Raw genomic sequence first — 18016 nt, 5'->3', positions numbered from 1 at the left:
CCAGGCTAGATAAGGTTCAGCAATATCTTGATCCTGCCCGTCACAGCATTTCTCCCAAAGTTTTGAACAAGCTCTGTGTCAGAAAGGAGTTCTCTTTTTTCCTTTAAATCGCTTTTATAGTATGCCACTTCTTCCAGGATTTCTCTTTTTCTTCCGTCAATTTCCGGGAAAGAACGCAAGAGCTGCAAAGCCGTTCTGGAACGATAACAGGCAAATGACGGCTGCGTGATATTTTTCCATTTAACAGCGATTCTGTTTCGTAATGTCGGCTTTTTTATTCCTACGACATTGTCCTGATGAATTCTGTAAAGGATATGTGCCGCTTCGTCATAAATGACATTTCCGCAGGCAATCGCCGCCAGAATGATCCAGGAATCATGCATTCTCCGTTCCACAATTTCTCTCTGCGGCTGCGGTGCGTTAAAAATTTTCTGTGCCAACGGCCAGTTGAGCACCATCGTACATCCCGAAATTGTATTTTTACTTAAATGTCCCGCCAGAGTAAGATCCTGTTTTTCTGCATGTCTCAGCCCTTCTTGTTTCCCGTCCCGATAGAGTATCTGATTTGAGCCATACAGAATTCCTTCCCGCTGTTTTGCAGGTGTCTGCTGTTCTATGGACTGGATCGCGCAAAGCATTTTTTCCGGCAGCCAGATGTCATCCTGATCCGCAAAAGCGATATAGTCAAAAGTCTCTTCCGAATGGGAAAAGCTATAAAACAGACAGAGGAAGCTTGCACCAGGGCCCAAATTTTTTCCGTCTGCTTTCAGAATAACATTGGAGTTTTTTTCCGCGTATGCACGCAATAATGCCATGGTAGAATCGGAAGAGCCGTCATCCCTTATATACAGATAAATGTCAACTCCCTGCTGCTTTAAAATGCTGTCCACCTGCTCGGACAGATACTTCTCACCATTATAGGTACTCATCAATATCGCAACGCGAGGTATATGCAGGCCTTGTGTTTTCATTATAAAAAGGACTCCAGCGTCCACTGAAACAGATGCTTTAGATCAACCTGCGGTTTCCAACCCATTGCGCGGATTTTCCGCGTATCCATGATGGCTAGTTTGAAAGGAAGATAGGGCATATTTCCTGCTTCTTTGCCAAACACAACCTTCGTCTTTCCACTTGGAGACAATTCCGCAATCAGGTTTGCCAGATCTCGTATGCTGATCAGATTTTCGTCTGAGGACACATTATAAAAAGTACTCTGACCCTTATCCATGATCAGAAACACAGCATTTACGGCATCTGCCACATAGGTATAGGTTCGCATGGCGCTTCCATCCGACTGAAGCACAATATCCCTGTCGTTCAGGACAGCATTCAAAAACTCCGCAAATGCTCTCCCGTCATCCAGCACAATACCAGGCCCCAGCGTGTGCGAAAAACGAACGCCGCAGAAATCCACGCCGTATTCCTGCTGATATGTTGTCAGCATTGTCTCACACAGCCGTTTTGCTTCCGGATAGCAGGCACGATAGTTCAAATGGCGAAGCGGTCCCATATCACTTTCCGTAATATTCCGGTCTTCTTTCCATTCACCATAGATTTCTACCGTAGAAATATAAAAAACTCTTTTCGTTCCATGTAATCTGGCACATTCCAGCACATTGTGTGTTCCGTTTACATGGCTCCAAAGTGTTTCCACCGCATGATCTTTGAAATCTACAGGTGCCGCCGGACCCGCCGTATGAAAAATATAATGAATATCTCCCTCATACATGATCGGCGCATTGACATCCTGAATCAGCATTTTAACATTTGGAAAACGCAGTTCCTGCCCAAAAACAGCCTCCGCCTTATCGTTAGAACGAACCAGGCCAAGGATTCTAAGATTTAAATTATACTTAAGATCTACGTCCACCAATGTATCTACGATATAGCGCCCCAGACGCCCCGTTGCTCCGGTAACCAGAACGGTTTTGTTTCTGTACATCTGCCAGTTTACCGCACTATTGGTAATAATATCGAGATCCCGCTTTTCCATGCCACTCACCTCTTATGATTCAAAAAATCGTCTCTGTCACTTTCTGAAGCATCTATTATAATCCAAATACATAACGGTTCTCTTCGAGTTCCAACATTGCCTTAAGGATATAATAATCTTCAGGTGTTGTAATTTTAATGTTGTTATTATTTTCTTTTACCAGGTGCACCGGATTTCCCAGATACGCATATCCCATGGCAGGATCCAAAATGGGAATCGGCTCTGTAATATCAGAAGTTTTCTGCAATGTATCTGTCAGAATTCCCAGCCGGAACGTCTGCGGAGCTGTCAGCCGATACGTGTTGTCTCTTTTCTTAAAATTTTCAAATTCAGCTTCATCATTTTCACATATGCAGACAGATTCGATTGCCGGTTTCACGGTCATGGCACAGCCATACTGCTGCGCAACCCTGACATTCTCGCTGATAATGGCACATTCCACCAGAGGTCTTACGCCGTCATGAACGACAACAATATCTGTCTCTTTTGCCCCATCTTTCCGAATGCTGCGAATTCCGCTTCGAATACTGCTCTGCCGGTCTTTCCCGCCGGGCACTACGGCGATAACCTTAGTGAGCTGATATTTGCGGAGCAGTCCTTCCATATATTCCGTCCAGGAAGCATTGCAGACAACAACGGTTCTGTCTATATCCGTACATTTTTCAAATTTTTCCAAAGTATAGATGATAATCGGCTTCTGAAAGACTTCCAGAAACTGTTTTGGCATTCCGGAATTCCGCATCCGCTGGCCTACGCCTCCGGCCAGAATCAATCCATAATTCATTGTCTTTACTGCCTTTCTGTGACTTTATATTCCAGAATAGCATGCTTTGCCCTTCTGGAAACAGGCGGAAGATCCATAAAATTATTTCCGTATCTCTGCCGGAGAATCCCTTCCGCATCCTTCGGGATTGGAAGCATTGTGTTCTCAAATGGCACATACTTCCGCTCCGTCATCTGTTTTCTACCGTATAGCTCTCCGAAATAATGCTGTGCTCCCGAAGGAATGACAATCAAAGATGAGTTTTTATCTTTTACCTTTGAAAAGCACCGATCCGCTCCCTTCAGCCAGCTGGTAAGACTCCTGAACTTAAATAAACTGCTTTGAAGGCATCGGGTTTTTACTGCTCTATGGGCTTCCGGACTGTGCTTCGTATAAGCAAGCAGAGTCTCCTTGCAGGCATCGATCCGCAGGGAAGAAACCGCCAGTGCATAGAAGTTACACTGGAATCCGTGAATTCTTCTTTTCCATCCTGAACGATAGGTGTTTTCCAATGGGAAAATATCGATAAACAAATTGTTCGGATTTTTGTCATTTGACTGGAGTTCCCGGAAAATACTGTCGATCAGATACAGCTTCGGATAATGATAAAGATAACCGGGATCCCCTGGACATTTCAGGAGAAACCCTTCCATGGGCTTGTCATAAAATGCCTGCCGGAACTTGTTAAAGGCTTCTCTTGTCATGTGCACATCTGCATCATCATCCCAGGGAATAAATCCTTTATGACGAACAGCACCAAGAATGCTTCCCCCTGCCAATGTCCATTCGACATGATTCTTGGTGCAGAATTCATCCAGCTTTTCCAGCATATAAAGAAGAGCCTTGTGAATTCTATCTATATCCTCCTGGCTTAAAACAATAAGTTTTTCCGCGGCAGGATCAATTTGTTCCATTTTTTCTTTAAAACTCATAGCAATATTCGATTCTCTTTATTTTTTCAAAAAGCCCGGATCTTCTTTTATTGATCCGAAGATATTCTCTTTTTCCGATGCGGCAGTTTCTCCAGTACCTGCGCTGTTAACTCCCTGGTCATCGATTCCTTCGTAAGCATTAAAACCAGCCAATAAGCCCCGAAAAAGCAGACTGCAGAAAGGAGAAGAATAATCAGGCTGTTCCAGGAACTGCCTGATGACAGCGGAAGCTTTAACGTCCAGACAGAAACAGCTGTACCCAGCACAAGAGCAAGTATCGTTTTTCCAAAAGGAAGATTTCTGAATGCAGCTGCTACCTCATTTTTCATAGACAGATATTGAACAAGAAGTACCACGAATTCTGCTGCCAATGTACCAATGGAAGCACCTGACGATTTCACAACAGGAATTAATAATGTATTCAGGATCAGATCTGTAATAGCTCCTGCAATTTCTGAATATAGTACTATTTTTTCCCTCCCGGTAGGCAGAAGGATCTGAATTCCTGTAATATTGGACAGCCCTATAAACAGGAGTGTAGGCATAATCAGCCTCATTGGCAGAATAGCGCCAGCGTAAGCGCTTCCGGAAAGTAAAAATATGCCCTGTGCAGCAAAAATAATAAAATAGACAGTCAATGGCATGGCAACCAGCCATACAAAATTCAATGCTCTGGCTGTTATCCTGCGGAATTCCTCCATCATTCCTTTTTCTACATAGTAAGAAGATCTTGGAAGAAGAACAGTTCCCAATGATGTTACCACACTGATCAGAACCGTCTTAATTTTCACTGCGGCATCATAATACCCCACATCGGCGTCTGTCGCCATAAATCCAAGCATTACTTTATCCAGATTCGTATAGATGACTGTCGCGCAGGACATAGCAAAGAAGATCCCGATCGCTTTGAGATGACGCCGGAAATTATAATGTCCGACCGGGTGCATGATAATCAGCTTCCGTGCGTGGATAAAGTTCATCGCATTGGAAGCACAGGATGCGAAAACAGAAATTCCTCCATAAATGATATAATCACTTTTCTGATGTACCAAGAGGAACATAGCAGCAACAGCAATCGCCTTAAACAGAATGGAACGCGCTGTAATATACGTATACTGCTCCAAGCCCTTATAAAGCCACTCCATCCCGATTGCATTCATCAGAATAGTGATACTGATCACAAGATATAAGTTCCGATCAGCCTGAAGTCTCGGAACTGTCAACAACGCAACTGCCAGCGCTGCATATGCAAGTGCACTTGTAATCAGGTTAATAATCAACAATTCCTGTGTAACACGGCTGAGTTCTTCACGGTTATCCCTTACCTGTGCGCACGCCCGAATTCCGTAGGTGGGTATGCCCAACTGCGCAAACAGACTGAAATAAGAAACCAGTGATGTTGCAAAGCTGACTTTTCCTGTTCCATCCGGGAGTAAAATTCTCGAATAGTATGGAAATGTAATCAGCGGGAATATGAACGATGACATTGTGAGAATCGCGTTCATAATAAAATTTTTTTTAAGTGAAATCTGCTGTTTCATATGAGGCAAAATCTCTGTTCTCTAAATTTCAATTTGTCAAAGCTCCCCCGATTTTTCACATTTATTTGCAAGACACCTAAACAGACTGCCCAGCTCTCTCTTTCTGTACCCATGACACTCAGAAACTCTTCTGGTACTTCTGATGTAAAAACTTTGCTTTTAAAAATCCACCTATCTTTTTCCCCCAGTTTACCTCTCCCAGATAGGTGTACGGACACTCATAAATGTCTCTCTTTTCCAGCTGTCCTGTCTCTATCCGGTGGAGAAGCCACACATTCAGAAGTCTTTCACTGACCCGGCCGGCGTACCTTTTCTCAAACGCGGTCATATCTTTTGTGTCTACTCTTTTTTCCAGCTCCTGAAGTACCTGGAAAACCCATCTGCAGTATACATCCGCATCTTCTTTGCGCATCAGGAACATATTGAAGAGCCATGCGCTGCTCCCCTTCATCAGCCGGTCGAACGCCGGTACATATGCCGACCACTTTTCCTGCAGAATTTCCCGTGTCAGATCAAACTGCCTTGCGTCAAAGGTATGCGCATAATGAGAATAAACACTCTCGATATAATAATGACGTTTTTTCGGCACGATTATTCTATATTGAGCCAGAAGTCTTTCTGCCTCCTGTCCGGATAGTACCGCGGTGAAAGGATTTTTGTCTGGTTTCTTCCGGATTTTTCCGGACGTGAAGTATCTGCGGTAGTGGACCAGTCCAAGATAATCACAATCCAGATTTTTCCACGCCCAGTACAGCCCGGTCAGTTCGCAGTAGATCGGGTTTTTGGCGCTGATATTTTCCCCCTGGTCATCCCTGGCGAAACCGTGAATGCTCTCCTTTCCGGCACTTCCTACCTGCACCGGAAGGTACATGGGATCCCTGGGCACATCACATGCCTTGTGGCAAGCGATGATTACTGTTATCTTCTTATTCATATAATAAAATGTCTCCAGTAATAATTACTTAGGGAATTATAACACAGAAAGGCAGACAGGAACATATCTCTTGCGCATGAGGTACACATTTGAACCACTCAAACTAAATACCCATTATCCCAGTTTCTTCTCACATATAATATGAAGATTCGGCGGCAGCGTCTATAGGTTATATATTTCTATGTTGTATTTTCCAGTCATGACTTATTTTCACAGAAGGTTGTAATCCACAATTTCATTCATCAGGTCTTTCATGGTATGCACAAGGTGTCCGTTATTTTCAATAGTGATGTTGAACTCTTCTTTTCCGAAATCCATCGGATAACCTAACCGTATAAGAACATCTTTACGATTTCCGATCTGAAGCAGCCATTTTGCGCAGTTCTGTCCACAGGCCGAAGTATTAAAAACATGACCACTGTCATTTTCTATCAATATCAGTGTTTTCACGCTTCCAGAAAGCCACTGCGGGGGAATCGGGCCAAGCCGACTGCTCTGTATGAGGTTTTCAGAAATCACTTCTGATTTATCAACATCATGAATCATCTGACGCGGCAGATCTTCCAACAGCCATTTTCTGTCTGCCTGATTGTTAAAATATGTATCGGGATCAAAAATATAGTTTTTCCCCTGATATTCTCCATAATAGATGTGAAGCATATTCTTTTCCAAAATCCTGTCAAGAATTCTTAATATCCGAATTCATTCCATATTAAATTGATTGTGCCTTATTGTGAATAGTATACCATAATGTGGCATAAAATCGGATACATTTACTAGTCTTTTCCCGTCCATAAAAGGCCGGTGCCCTTTTCGGGCTGCCGGCCTTCTGCTTAAGCTTTTTTTGATCAATTTTACGGAACAATCTCCTATCCAGTTGTCCCTGTTCTTCTTGTGGATGCTGTTTTCAATTATTCCCATTATTCCGTGCGTTGGTGCTGCTGAGGACATCTTTGGTTCCCAGTGTCACGTTTGCGGTATTTTCTTTGTACGTACCGTTGTCCGCGCGCTCATAGGTAATCTCGATCGTCTCTCCGGACTTGTGGTAGCGCAGCTCGTTCTGCAGATCATCAAAGTCGCTGACTGTTGTTCCTGCAATCTTGGTAATAATGTCGCCTTTCTGCAGTCCGCCCTGTTCTGCCGGTCCGCCGCTTACCACGGAGGTGATGCCGACTCCTTCCGGCATATCGTACATCTGAGAATACTCACTGGTTACGTTTGCGGCGGTGATTCCCAGATACCCCTGCTCGTCCTCGGAGTAGGCAATTTTTGTTTCTTCTGTCATCAGCTGTTCCAGAATGGGCTCTGCCTTGTCTATGGGGATGGCGTAGCCCATATTGTCAACGGTGGCGCCGGAGGATGTGGAAGAACTCTTTGCTTCGTTGATTCCCACCAGCTCCCCTTTCATGTTGAAAAGCGCTCCGCCGGAGTTTCCGGAGTTGATCGCCGCGTCAATCTGGATCAGATCTGTCGAAGTGAACGTATTCGTTCCATCTGAAAGTTCCAATGTTCTGTTCTTGGCGCTTACATAACCGGCTGTGACGGACTGCCCGTAGCCCAGGGCGTTTCCGATTGCCACAATCTGGTCTCCCAGAGCAAGCTCGTCGGAGCTTCCGATGGTCGCGACTTTTAACTGTTTCTGCGTGTCCTCCGGGATATCCGATGTCTGAACCGCAACGACCGCGAGGTCGTTATCGGCATCGGTTCCCTTGATGGCTGCCTCTACAACCGTCTCGTCGATAAAGCCGACGGAAAGGGATGTTGCTCCGGAGACTACGTGGTTATTGGTGGCAATCAGCAGTTCGGTATCATTCTGTCCGATAATCACTCCGGATCCGGCTCCCTGCACCTGGTATTTCTGGGAGCCCCCGAAGAAGCTCTGCATTTCCTCCACGCTCATGGTGGAAATGGTAACCAGAGATGGCATGCAGTTTGCGGCCACGTCCGCTACGGTTCCTTCTGCAGTTCCAGATGCTCCGGAGGAAGCAGACGAAGAAGAGGTGTCGGAAGAGCCCGTTCCCTCTGTGGTAGAAGAGATGGTGTCCTTGCCTGAATTCCCGCTGCCGCTATCCTTGCTTCCACTTCCCTTGTTCCCGCTGTCTGCCGTTCCGGAGCTTCTGTTATCCGCCGTTGTTTCGATCGGATGAATCCGGTTTGCGATGGCGTTTACCCCATAGGTGACGGTGCCCGCGACAAGGCCGAACACAAGTGCCATGGCAACAACGGCCGTCCATTTTCTTCCGGTTCCTGCCCCTGCTCTGCTTCGCCCTGCCTTTCTTGCCGCGCGTTTTGCCGCTCGTTCTGCTTTTCTGCGGTTTTTCCGGGAACTTGAAGGATTCGGATCCGCATAAGGATTCCGTTGATAGGAGCTTCCCTGATAGGGATTTCCCTGCTGTGCATAGTTCTGACCGTGCGCACTGTTCTGATACTGTGTGCTGTTCTGGTACGGATTGGAACCGCTGCGGCTATCATCGGAACCGGGCTGGGAGGCATGATCCCGCATTCCCCCGTACTGCGTGTTGGAATACCGGTTCTGCGAATGCTCCGAAGAGCTCTGCGTCTCCCAGAAATTCCCGCCGCTGCTGCTGTTCCAGGGATTGTCCGCGCTGCCGGAATCCGCGTTTTCTCCTCTTAATTTGGGATTCACCCAGCTGTAGGTTGTGCTTCCGGATTCTGTGTTTTCTTCCGCCGGGTGTCTGTCCTTGCCCCCCTGGTTCTCCGCACTGGTATCTGAAATATTTCCTTCCTCCGGTTTTGTATTTTCCGCAGGATCGGTGTCTGTATGATTTTTTCTGTTATCCCATTCTTCACTCATGGTAATAGCCTTCCTTTTTTGTACTGTACCAGTAGTGTATGCGACAAATGTGTTTTCCGTGTGATTAAAAAGGTGATATTTCGTGGTTTTCTTCCGAAAACCCGTCCTGTATAATAAAGGGACGGGGCTCATCCGGAGTCCTCACAGGAGGTGCACGTATTGCTTGCCATTCAGATTGATCATGTAAAGGATTTTATGAAGAAGCTGCTGCTTCAGGATGCTTTTGACAGCTTTCTGGTATCAGAGATTTCTATTACCACATTTACCACTTTTTCGATCGACGGGCAGCTGCACCCGGAGTTTTTCGATCCGGAAAAATGTGAAGCCCTGCGGGCGGAGAACCGCAGCTCTATTCTTTGGAAGGAGGCCCGGCCGTTCTGTCTGAGTATAATAAAAGGACAGCAGTCTCCGCTGTCCTTTCATATTGTCCTGCAGGCGGATTCCGCACTGACCGCGCAGCTATCCGCGTCCGCAGGTCTTTCCTTTTCTCCGGAAGATATTTTCGGTCTGTTTCTGAACCTGCAGTTCCGGGGAGGGGTTCTCTCTGTCACCACGGGAACCTCGCTGAAGGTGTTTACTCCGGATAAATCCCTGGACCGTGCCTGGGACCGCTTTGTCAGCGGCTGGCTGGAACAGGAAGGGATTACCGGTTAATTTTTTCCAACTTTTCCAGCAGTTCCCTGCAGATGGACGCAGTCTCTTTCCCGTCGGTTTGGATGACTACGTCCGCCGCTTTCTCGTAGGCGGGACGGCGCTCTTCCATCAGTTCCCGGATGGCTGCCTCGTTTTTTCGTCCGCGCAGCAGCGGACGGCTGTCGGAATTCCCTACTCGCTGCAGAATGGTCTCCGGTTCCGCGGTCAGCAGCACAATTTTCCCGCTGCGCCGCATACAGTCTACATTTTCCTGCCGCATGGCCGCGCCGCCGCCGCAGGAAACTACCGTACCGCTCATCTTCTGCATGTTTTCCAGAAGCTCTGTCTCTTTTTTCCGGAAATACGGCTCTCCCTTCTCCCGGAAAATATCCGCGACAGACATTTCCTCCTGCCGCGCAAGCTCATCATCCATCTCGATTAAGCGCATGCCATAACGTCTGTGCAGCTCTCTTGCGACCGTGGATTTTCCGCAGCCCATAAAGCCGATCAGAAAGATATTTCCGCTGTTTTCCTGCTTTTTATCCATACCTGTTATTTCCCCACGCCGCTCCCCTGCAGTTTTCGTCAGTACGAGCTGTACGAAACAGAAAACATCCGGCGCGGTATGTCTCCTCTCTTCTGCTGCAAAATATTATGGTTGAGATGCCTCAGCCGGATAGGTTCTTCACCGTCTGTATTTTATTGACAACTGCTGGTTAGTGTACCATATCTCCCGCAGCTGCGCAAAGAGGGAACCGCGCTTTACACAAAAGCGGCAGTCCCCTCCAAAATCGTTCTTTCCTTTCAATCCTATACGCTGCTTACTTTTCCTCGCTGTTCTGCGCGTTCTTCAGCAGGATATCGTTGCTTCTCTGCACGAACTTTGTCATCTCCTCCGGAGACAGCGGCTGATTGCTCAGCATGGCCAGGTCGTAGACCTGCTCACAGTACAGGTTGATATTTTCCGCGTCCTTATGGCTGTAGATGTAGGCAACAAGCGGATGCTTTGCGTTCAGAACCAGCGTTGCCTCCGGCTTGAACATATCGTCATTTCCGGACATGCCGTACATCTTCATCATGTCGCTCATACGGCGGCTTTCCTCGGAAAGCGTGATGATGGCCGCCACGGAGGTGTCCTTCAGATTTTCCGCCTTCACGGTCAGCTTGTCGTTGGAGACAGCCTTGCGGAACAGCTCCTGCAGGTCCTTTGCCTCTTCCTCCAGCGCCTTGCTGTCGTCCTGCTTCTCCTTCAGATCTTCGGTCAGGTCTGCGTCGATTCTGCGGAAGCGGACATTCTCATTTTTCTGCTCCACGCGGGAAATAAACGGCGGATCGATGTTATGCTTCAGGATGACCGCGTCCTTACCCTGGGTCTTGAACATGTTGATGTACTGGCTCTGCTGGATCTGGTCGGTCACGTAGAAGATCGTGACTTTTTCTTTCTCCTTCTCTTCTTCGGACTTTTCTTCTTTCTTCTCCTCTTCGCTGCCGTCGGCAGTGTCTTCCTTCTTGTCTTTTTCTTCGGTTTTCTTTTCTTCCTCTGCCTTCTTTGCCGCCTTCTGCTCTTCTGTCATGTTCTCGTCGATGCAGTCCTGCAGCGTCAGGAATTTGCCGTCGATATTCTCATACAGGATGTAGTCCATCATTCTGTCGGAGAACTTTTCATCCTTCAGGCATCCGAATTTGATAAACGGACTGATGTCATTCCAGTATTTCTCGTAATTCTCACGGTCGGTCTTAAACATGCCGGCAAGCTTGTCCGCCACCTTCTTGGAGATGTAGTTGGAAATCTTCTGGACAAATCCATCGTTCTGCAGGGCACTTCTGGAAACATTCAGTGGAAGATCCGGGCAGTCAATTACGCCCTTCAGGAGCATCAGATACTCCGGAATGACCTCCTTGATGTTATCGGCGATAAATACCTGGTTGTTGTACAGCTTGATCTTTCCCTCAATCGAATCGTATTCCGTATTGATGCGCGGGAAATACAGGATTCCTTTCAGGCGGAACGGATAATCCATGTTCAGGTGGATCCAGAACAGCGGCTCCTTGTAATCCAGGAATACATGCCGGTAGAATTCCTTGTATTCCTCGTCGGTGCATTCGCTTGGCTGTTTCGTCCAAAGCGGATGAATATCGCTGATGGAAACGGGGCGTTTTTCGATCTTCACCTCGTCCCTGGCGGGAGAAACCTCAACCTGCTCCTTTTCCCCCTTATCGTTTTCCTTTTCCTCATATTTGGCATCGGTGTGAATATGCTCGATGACCTTGTCGTCTTCCTTCAGATCAGATTCCGGAATAATCTCCGTCTCCGGAGCGGCTCCCTCTTTGGTCAGGAAGATCTCTACCGGCATAAAGGCGCAGTATTTTTCCAGTGTCTCACGCACCTTGTACTCGTTTGCGTATTCCAGGCAGTCCTCGTTCAGATGAAGCGTGATGGTGGTTCCGACTTCTTTGCGATCTCCGGTTCCCATGGCGTACTCGGTGCTGCCGTCGCACTCCCAGTGCACGGGTTCTGCGCCATCCTGGAAGGAAAGCGTATCAATATCCACCTGGTCTGCGACCATGAAGGCGGAATAGAAGCCCAGTCCGAAATGACCGATAATCTGATCCTGGTCGGCCTTGTCCTTGTATTTCTCCAGGAACTCTGTCGCGCCGGAAAAAGCGATGTCCGTGATATCCTTTACCACTTCTTCTGCGGTCATGCCGACACCGTTATCGATAAACTTCAGTGTCTTTTCCTTATCATTGACCAGAACGTCTATCTTCGGCTTGTAGCCTTCCGGCAGCTTTGCCTCCCCGACAGCATCCAGTTTTTTTCTCTTGGTTATGGCATCACAGCCGTTGGAGATCAGCTCACGGATGAAAATGTCCTGATCCGAATACATCCACTTTTTGATAATGGGAAAAATATTGTCACTGTTAATGGAAAGATTTCCGCGTTTTGTCTCCATATGAATCACACTCCCTTGTCTGATCTGTTCGTTGTTTGATTTGTTTGTGAAAAAATGCAGAGAACGGTTCCCTGCCTTATTTTGTATGAATGGCTCTATGTACCGCAGCCGCTGCAGCAAAAAAGTTCTCTCTGCGCCGCATGCAGAACACTTAACAAAGGTTATCTTAGCCCCCGGCTGACCGAAAGTCAAGAAAAATTTAGCACTCGTCAAAAACGAGTGCTGATTAAATGTTTTGTAAGAATTTTAGCCGAAATGACAGAATCAGGAGACAGGCTGCGCCGGGAACTCATCCCGCAGTATTTTCTCCAGCGCATGTTCCACGGTGTCCGTGGTTCTTCCGCAGATCCGGATAATTTCTTTTTTTGCGGTCTCTACGGCGACCGGAATGCCGACCATTTCCAGCATTTCCCTGTCGTTCAGGTTGTCTCCGAAGGCGATGACCTCATCCGGCGCAATCCCCAGATACCTGAGTATCTGATCCAGCGCGGTGGCTTTATTGACGCCTTTGGGCATGCAGTCCAGCCATTCATTCCCCCCTGTCACAACTGTCGCCTGATCACCGAATTTCTGCTGCCACCAGGAGACATCATGCAGTCCGCCTGCCTCGTACAGAGACACCTTAAAATAGGGTTCTTCCGTCTGCAGGATGTCCGGCACCAGCGTCACATTATTTCCCACCACATCACGCATATGGTAGTAATAGCTCATATCCTTCGGCTGAATATAGCTTGTGTGAACGCCGGAAAGCAGCACCTCTGCCCCCTCTGTCGCCTGGATCGTCCGGATAATGCTCTGTCCGAGGCTGTGATCCATGTATTCCTGGTGGATCTTTTTTCCCCCGCAAAAGCAGAGGCAGCCGTTTTCACAGAGATAGGCAATTTCATCCTTTACCGGCGCGAATAACCGTTCCAAATTGTCTACCTGCCGCCCGCTGGCCGCAAGAAAGAGAATTCCTTTTTCCTCCCACAAGCGGCGGATCAGCCCGCAGGTCTGCGGCTGCAGATTCTGCGCGCCGTTAAGAAGTAATGTGCCGTCCAGATCACTGGCTATTAGTTTTATTCTGCTCATAGATACTCCATTTCCTGTGTGCGGAAGTTCTTTTCCATCATTCACTGCGGTCGTTTCTTCTGTTTTCCACATACCTCAGCGTGTGCAGAGCTTTCCCTCCGCCGGCAGTGCGGTCTGCGAAGGAGAACCTATGCTTCAGTGTGTGTGCAGTTTTTCCCCGGCCAGCTCCGCAATCTGTGAAGGATCCTCCAGAAGCGCGTCCGCCCCGTATTTTTCCAGCTCCTCGCGGGGACGGAAGCCCCAGCACACGCCTACTGCAAATACTCCTGCGTTGTGCGCTGTCATCATATCCGTATTGGTGTCGCCGAAATACAGCACCTGATCTTTATTCACGCCAAAGATCCGCAGAATCTCAAACACCCCTGCGGGATCCGGCTTCATAGGAATCCGGTCCGCCTGTCCCTGGATATGATCGAAGGTTCCTTTCCCGAAAATGGTTTCCACCACTTTGATGGCGTTCAGATGCGGTTTATTGGAGAAAACAGCAATCTTCAGCCCCATCTGTTTCAGCCTGCGGATTGAATCGACGACATGATCGTATGGAGCCACATGATACAGCGGATCCTCCTGATACCACTTACGGCACAGGACAATGCCCTCGTCAAAATACTTTAATTCCGGGTCTCCGGCATCCTTCAAGGCCCGGCGGAGCGAATTGTCGATTCCGTCCCCGGCGTAGTAGTTATAATTTTCTACCGGCATCGCCGGCAGTCCGAAATGCTGCAGCGTCATATTCACCGGTCGGGCAATCGACTCCTGCGTTCTGGTCAGTGTGCCGTCCAGGTCAAAAATACATGCTTTTACTTCCATGGTTACTCCTCTCCCCGGAATGTGGAAAATCCGGTTTTCATCAGGAAAAAGGCTGCCGCGCAAGCAGCAGCCCAGAAACAGATCTGTATCATTCTGTACGGATATTTTCTTCTGCCCGTATCATCTGCATTTCTTCTCAGTGTGTGCCAGGCAGGCGGAAGGAACTTTTCAGCGATACGATTCTCCCGAATACCGGCGCTCCCTCCGCAGACAGCTTTGCGTCCGCGCAGAAGAAGCCGTTCCGGATGAACTGGAAGCTGTCATATCCCTTTGCCTGCATCAGGGCAGGCTCCACGCGGCAGTTTTCCAGGATCTCCAGAGAATCCGGGTTGATGTTCATGGAGCCGTCCTCATTATAGACGCCCTTGGTCTCGTCGATCAGGTTTTCGTACAGACGGACCGTTACCTTTCCCGCAGTTGCGGCATTAACCCAGTGAATAGTTCCTTTCACCTTGCGTCCGTCCGGGCTGTTTCCTCCCCTGCTGGCAGGATCGTAAGTACAGTGCACGACCGTGACTTTTCCGTTTTCATCCTTTTCAAAGCCGACGCATTTGACAAAATACGCATGCATAAGGCGGACTTCATTTCCCGGAAACAGGCGGAAATATTTCCGGGGAGGTTCTTCCATGAAATCGTTCCTCTCGATAAACAGCTCCCTGGAGAACGGTATCTTCCGGGTTCCCAACGCCTCGTTTTCCGGATTGTTGGAGGCTTCCAGCTCCTCCGTCTGCCCTTCCGGATAGTTGTCGATCACCAGCCGGATGGGATCCAGCACCGCCATCATGCGGGGAGCCTTCAGCTTCAGATCATCGCGGATGCAGTATTCCAGCATGGCGTAATCCGTGCTGCTGTTTGCCTTGGAAATCCCCGCCAGCTCTACGAATTTCCGAATGGACTCCGGCGTGTAGCCGCGCCTGCGCAGGGCGGCGATCGTGACCAGACGGGGATCATCCCATCCGTCTACGGTTCCGTTTTCCACCAGTTTTTTGATATACCGTTTTCCGGTCACCACATTGGTCAGATAAAGTTTTGCGAACTCAATCTGTTTCGGCGGATGCGGATATTCCAACTCCGTTACCACCCAGTTGTACAGCGGACGGTGATCCTCAAACTCCAGCGTACACAGAGAATGCGTCACGCCCTCAATGGCATCCTCAATCGGATGCGCAAAATCATACATCGGGTAGATGCACCACTTATCGCCCGTGTTATGGTGCGTCATCCTGGCAATCCGGTAGATCACCGGATCCCGCATGTTAATATTCGGGGAGGCCATGTCGATCTTTGCCCGCAGCACCTTGCTCCCGTCCGGGAATTCTCCGGCGCGCATTCTCCGGAACAGATCCAGATTCTCCTCCACGGAGCGGTTCCGGTAGGGGCTTTCCTTTCCGGGCTCTGTGAGCGTTCCCCTGTATTCCCGTATTTCTTCCGCAGAGAGATCGCAGACGAAGGCTTTTCCTTTTCGGATCAGCTTTTCCGCCGCCTCATACATCTGGTCGAAGTAATTGGAAGCAAAGAACAGCCGTCCCTCCCAGTCCGCGCCAAGCCAGGCTACATCTCTCTGGATAGACTCGACAAATTCCGACCGTTCCTTCATGGGGTTTGTATCGTCAAAGCGGAGATTGAATTTCCCTCCGTATTCCTTTGCGATCCCGTAGTTCAGAAGAATTGATTTGGCATGACCGATGTGAAGATACCCGTTCGGTTCGGGCGGAAATCTGGTGCAGATCTGATCGTACTTTCCCTCTTTGAGATCCTGGTCGATGATCTGTTCGATAAAATTTCGGGATACTGTTCCCTTTTCCTCTGCCGGTTCCTCCGCGATTTCTTTTTTGTTCTCTCCCATGATGAACTCCTGTCTCTGAATCTCTTTATGTGAAATATGCTGCGGCCAGATCCGGATTGCTCCGGAGACTGGCCGGCGGTTCCCGCTATCGTATCAATATGCGGTCTTACTGCTTCTGTTGGCTGTCCTGCTGTTTTTTCTTTCCGCCGGGGATAAGGGATATAATCCATTTCCGCTTCAGAGTCGCGAAAACCAGCAGACCGATCTGGATGCCAAGTGCCAGGAACATGTACAGGTACTGGCCGCGTTTTAAGAATCCTCCGGCCGCGCAGTTAAACAAAATCTGAATCCAGCTTGTGACGCAGATTGCCATGACATACTCATAAGAACGAATACTGGACCGGGCCGCAATATAAGGGATAATCCCGTTCGGAAGGATCGGAAGCAGGTTGACAAACCCCACCACGAAGGCCGGGTTGGCCGAAGCCATCTTTTCCCGGATCCAGTTATTCTTCGGCTTGTCAATATTGGCGATGTTGGAAATCTGGTTTCCCATTTTTCTTGCGAAGCCGAACACCAGAACATTCCCCAGAATAAAACCGAAGTAGCACATAAAAAAGGACCGGACGCCCCCGTAGATAATTCCGGCTGCGATCTGAATGGCAAATCCGGGAAGTACGATACTGACAACCTGCAGCGCGGACATGGCAATCACTGCCAGCGCCCCTTTCCAGAATCCCTCCTGCTGGATGTAGGCCTCGATTGCCTCCTCGTCCCCCTCCTTCAGCAGATGAAACAGAGCCGGAAGAGAATCCCCGAAAAGAGCCCATAGAATAATAATAATCAGAACCAGCAGCGCAATCAGAAGGATCAGCTTGCCGAATTTCTGAAAGAATTTTTTTACAGACATAAATTCCCCACATTTGATCTTTTTTATAGTGGAATTCTAAAGCATCCGGTTCCTTCTGTCAATGAAACGGTGTTCCGTCGCTCTCTGAAAGCTCACAGATATGCACAAAGAAGCGAAAAACCGCCCTTTTGCTGGATTCTGTCATTTCCGGATGCCATTGAAACCCGTAGACGGGAAGTGACTGATGCTGAAATCCTTCCAGACAACCATCCACAGCATCCGCCTGCGTGCTGATCAGCCCGTCCGCCAGCTTATCTATGCACTGGTGGTGATAATGCATTCCGTTATAATCCCGGCCGAGAACGCACCGGAAGGTGGAGGATTTCCAGATATCCACCTTGCGCATGGCCTTCATGTGCCCGTCGATCTGCTGGCGCAGCGTGCCTCCCAGCGCCACGTTGATAATCTGGCTGCCGCGGCAGATGCCGAGAACCGGCTTTTTTGCCTGAACAAATGTTCTGACAGCTTCCATCTGGAGCCTGTCCTCATTGGGATTCAGGTTCCGCGAGGACATATTGGCCTGTCCGTAAAAGGCAGGGTCGACATCCTCTCCGCCCGGTATCACCAGGGCATCGTAGTCACGCACTGAACCTCTATTGTTGTCTACCAGCCTGGCGTCAGCCCCGTACTGATTCAGCACATGCACCAGAATCTGGCCCAGATTGCCTGAGGCGGATGCCACAACAGCAATAACTGGTTTCCGGTACCGGACATGGGAACCGAGGGGAACACAGAAAAGCAGTACCAGCACTACGACTAGAAATGAAATCCATTTTTTCCGGCGGATCATCATAGTATTCCTCTTCTTTCATTACAAAAAAGAAAACTATCTGCCATCTTTCTATTCGTTCCGCGGTAAGGCAGAGACAGAAGC

16 protein-coding genes are annotated in these 18016 nt (G+C 48.5%); 1 reads left to right on the top strand and 15 read right to left on the bottom strand.

The window, feature by feature from the left end; genetic code table 11:
* Window positions 1-5: 5 nt before the first annotated feature.
* From FYJ60_RS09410 to FYJ60_RS09375, 8 genes are all read right to left on the bottom strand, one after another.
* Window positions 6-971, bottom strand: coding sequence for a glycosyltransferase (locus FYJ60_RS09410; RefSeq protein ID WP_154458427.1), 966 nt, complete (start codon window positions 969-971; stop codon window positions 6-8).
* Window positions 971-1993: an NAD-dependent epimerase/dehydratase family protein gene (locus FYJ60_RS09405; RefSeq protein ID WP_154458426.1), complete on the bottom strand. Its 1023-nt coding sequence runs from the start codon at window positions 1991-1993 to the stop codon at window positions 971-973. Before FYJ60_RS09405 ends, FYJ60_RS09410 begins: the two co-directional genes overlap by 1 nt.
* A 55-nt stretch (window positions 1994-2048) precedes the next feature.
* Window positions 2049-2777 (bottom strand): IspD/TarI family cytidylyltransferase, encoded by a 729-nt coding sequence (locus FYJ60_RS09400; RefSeq protein WP_154458425.1) that lies wholly within the window; start codon window positions 2775-2777, stop codon window positions 2049-2051.
* A gap of 5 nt (window positions 2778-2782) precedes the next feature.
* The gene (locus FYJ60_RS09395) at window positions 2783-3688 is read right to left on the bottom strand and encodes a LicD family protein (protein WP_154458424.1); all 906 of its coding nucleotides are present in this window, start codon (window positions 3686-3688) and stop codon (window positions 2783-2785) included.
* Window positions 3689-3735: 47 nt separating this feature from the next.
* On the bottom strand, window positions 3736-5229 hold the full coding sequence (locus FYJ60_RS09390) for a flippase (RefSeq protein WP_154458423.1): 1494 nt from the start codon (window positions 5227-5229) through the stop codon (window positions 3736-3738).
* A 118-nt stretch (window positions 5230-5347) separates the two neighbouring features.
* On the bottom strand, window positions 5348-6163 hold the full coding sequence (locus FYJ60_RS09385; RefSeq protein WP_154458422.1) for a DUF4422 domain-containing protein: 816 nt from the start codon (window positions 6161-6163) through the stop codon (window positions 5348-5350).
* A 210-nt stretch (window positions 6164-6373) separates the two neighbouring features.
* Window positions 6374-6823, bottom strand: a complete 450-nt coding sequence (locus FYJ60_RS09380; RefSeq protein WP_154458421.1) for a DUF4869 domain-containing protein — start codon at window positions 6821-6823, stop codon at window positions 6374-6376.
* A 247-nt stretch (window positions 6824-7070) separates the two neighbouring features.
* Entirely contained in the window at window positions 7071-8978 is a 1908-nt protein-coding gene (locus tag FYJ60_RS09375) for a S1C family serine protease (RefSeq protein WP_235903379.1), read from the bottom strand.
* Between the two features lie 159 nt (window positions 8979-9137).
* Between FYJ60_RS09375 and FYJ60_RS09370 the strand changes: the two genes are divergently transcribed.
* Window positions 9138-9632, top strand: a complete 495-nt coding sequence (locus tag FYJ60_RS09370) for a DUF5721 family protein (RefSeq protein ID WP_154458420.1) — start codon at window positions 9138-9140, stop codon at window positions 9630-9632.
* Here the strand turns inward: FYJ60_RS09370 and FYJ60_RS09365 are convergent.
* The 7 genes from FYJ60_RS09365 to FYJ60_RS09335 all read right to left on the bottom strand — a co-directional run bounded on the left by FYJ60_RS09365 (window position 9622) and on the right by FYJ60_RS09335 (window position 17935).
* The gene (locus tag FYJ60_RS09365) at window positions 9622-10158 is read right to left on the bottom strand and encodes a shikimate kinase (protein ID WP_154458419.1); all 537 of its coding nucleotides are present in this window, start codon (window positions 10156-10158) and stop codon (window positions 9622-9624) included. The genes FYJ60_RS09370 and FYJ60_RS09365 overlap by 11 nt on opposite strands.
* Window positions 10159-10432: 274 nt before the next feature.
* Window positions 10433-12565, bottom strand: a complete 2133-nt coding sequence (gene htpG, locus FYJ60_RS09360; protein ID WP_154458418.1) for a molecular chaperone HtpG — start codon at window positions 12563-12565, stop codon at window positions 10433-10435.
* 264 nt (window positions 12566-12829) lie between these two features.
* Window positions 12830-13636, bottom strand: a complete 807-nt coding sequence (locus tag FYJ60_RS09355) for an HAD-IIB family hydrolase (protein WP_205839047.1) — start codon at window positions 13634-13636, stop codon at window positions 12830-12832.
* A 135-nt stretch (window positions 13637-13771) separates the two neighbouring features.
* Window positions 13772-14446: an HAD family hydrolase gene (locus tag FYJ60_RS09350; RefSeq protein ID WP_154458416.1), complete on the bottom strand. Its 675-nt coding sequence runs from the start codon at window positions 14444-14446 to the stop codon at window positions 13772-13774.
* 136 nt (window positions 14447-14582) lie between these two features.
* Window positions 14583-16292 carry a glutamine--tRNA ligase/YqeY domain fusion protein gene (locus tag FYJ60_RS09345; protein WP_154458415.1) on the bottom strand — a complete coding sequence of 570 codons (1710 nt, stop codon included), beginning with the start codon at window positions 16290-16292 and terminating at the stop codon, window positions 14583-14585.
* A 106-nt stretch (window positions 16293-16398) separates the two neighbouring features.
* Window positions 16399-17142, bottom strand: coding sequence for a TVP38/TMEM64 family protein (locus tag FYJ60_RS09340; RefSeq protein WP_154458414.1), 744 nt, complete (start codon window positions 17140-17142; stop codon window positions 16399-16401).
* 58 nt (window positions 17143-17200) lie between these two features.
* Entirely contained in the window at window positions 17201-17935 is a 735-nt protein-coding gene (locus tag FYJ60_RS09335; RefSeq protein ID WP_154458413.1) for a gamma-glutamyl-gamma-aminobutyrate hydrolase family protein, read from the bottom strand.
* Window positions 17936-18016: the final 81 nt, after the last annotated feature.

The organism is Bilifractor porci (assembly GCF_009696005.1).
Taxonomy (GTDB): Bacteria; Bacillota; Clostridia; order Lachnospirales; family Lachnospiraceae; genus Bilifractor; species Bilifractor porci.
Note: the sequence above shows the minus strand (reverse complement) of the source record. Positions and strands in the feature narration are given on the sequence as shown.

Excerpts from the sequence above, each read along its gene's own strand:
- FYJ60_RS09410 (WP_154458427.1), bottom strand. The coding sequence starts at position 971 with ATGAAAACACAAGGCCTGCATATACCTCGCGTTGCGATATTGATGAGT.
- FYJ60_RS09405 (WP_154458426.1), bottom strand. The coding sequence starts at position 1,993 with ATGGAAAAGCGGGATCTCGATATTATTACCAATAGTGCGGTAAACTGG.
- FYJ60_RS09400 (WP_154458425.1), bottom strand. The coding sequence starts at position 2,777 with ATGAATTATGGATTGATTCTGGCCGGAGGCGTAGGCCAGCGGATGCGG.
- FYJ60_RS09395 (WP_154458424.1), bottom strand. The coding sequence starts at position 3,688 with ATGAGTTTTAAAGAAAAAATGGAACAAATTGATCCTGCCGCGGAAAAA.
- FYJ60_RS09390 (WP_154458423.1), bottom strand. The coding sequence starts at position 5,229 with ATGAAACAGCAGATTTCACTTAAAAAAAATTTTATTATGAACGCGATT.
- FYJ60_RS09385 (WP_154458422.1), bottom strand. The coding sequence starts at position 6,163 with ATGAATAAGAAGATAACAGTAATCATCGCTTGCCACAAGGCATGTGAT.
- FYJ60_RS09380 (WP_154458421.1), bottom strand. The coding sequence starts at position 6,823 with ATGCTTCACATCTATTATGGAGAATATCAGGGGAAAAACTATATTTTT.
- FYJ60_RS09375 (WP_235903379.1), bottom strand. The coding sequence starts at position 8,978 with ATGAGTGAAGAATGGGATAACAGAAAAAATCATACAGACACCGATCCT.
- FYJ60_RS09365 (WP_154458419.1), bottom strand. The coding sequence starts at position 10,158 with ATGGATAAAAAGCAGGAAAACAGCGGAAATATCTTTCTGATCGGCTTT.
- htpG (WP_154458418.1), bottom strand. The coding sequence starts at position 12,565 with ATGGAGACAAAACGCGGAAATCTTTCCATTAACAGTGACAATATTTTT.
- FYJ60_RS09355 (WP_205839047.1), bottom strand. The coding sequence starts at position 13,636 with ATGAGCAGAATAAAACTAATAGCCAGTGATCTGGACGGCACATTACTT.
- FYJ60_RS09350 (WP_154458416.1), bottom strand. The coding sequence starts at position 14,446 with ATGGAAGTAAAAGCATGTATTTTTGACCTGGACGGCACACTGACCAGA.
- FYJ60_RS09345 (WP_154458415.1), bottom strand. The coding sequence starts at position 16,292 with ATGGGAGAGAACAAAAAAGAAATCGCGGAGGAACCGGCAGAGGAAAAG.
- FYJ60_RS09340 (WP_154458414.1), bottom strand. The coding sequence starts at position 17,142 with ATGTCTGTAAAAAAATTCTTTCAGAAATTCGGCAAGCTGATCCTTCTG.
- FYJ60_RS09335 (WP_154458413.1), bottom strand. The coding sequence starts at position 17,935 with ATGATGATCCGCCGGAAAAAATGGATTTCATTTCTAGTCGTAGTGCTG.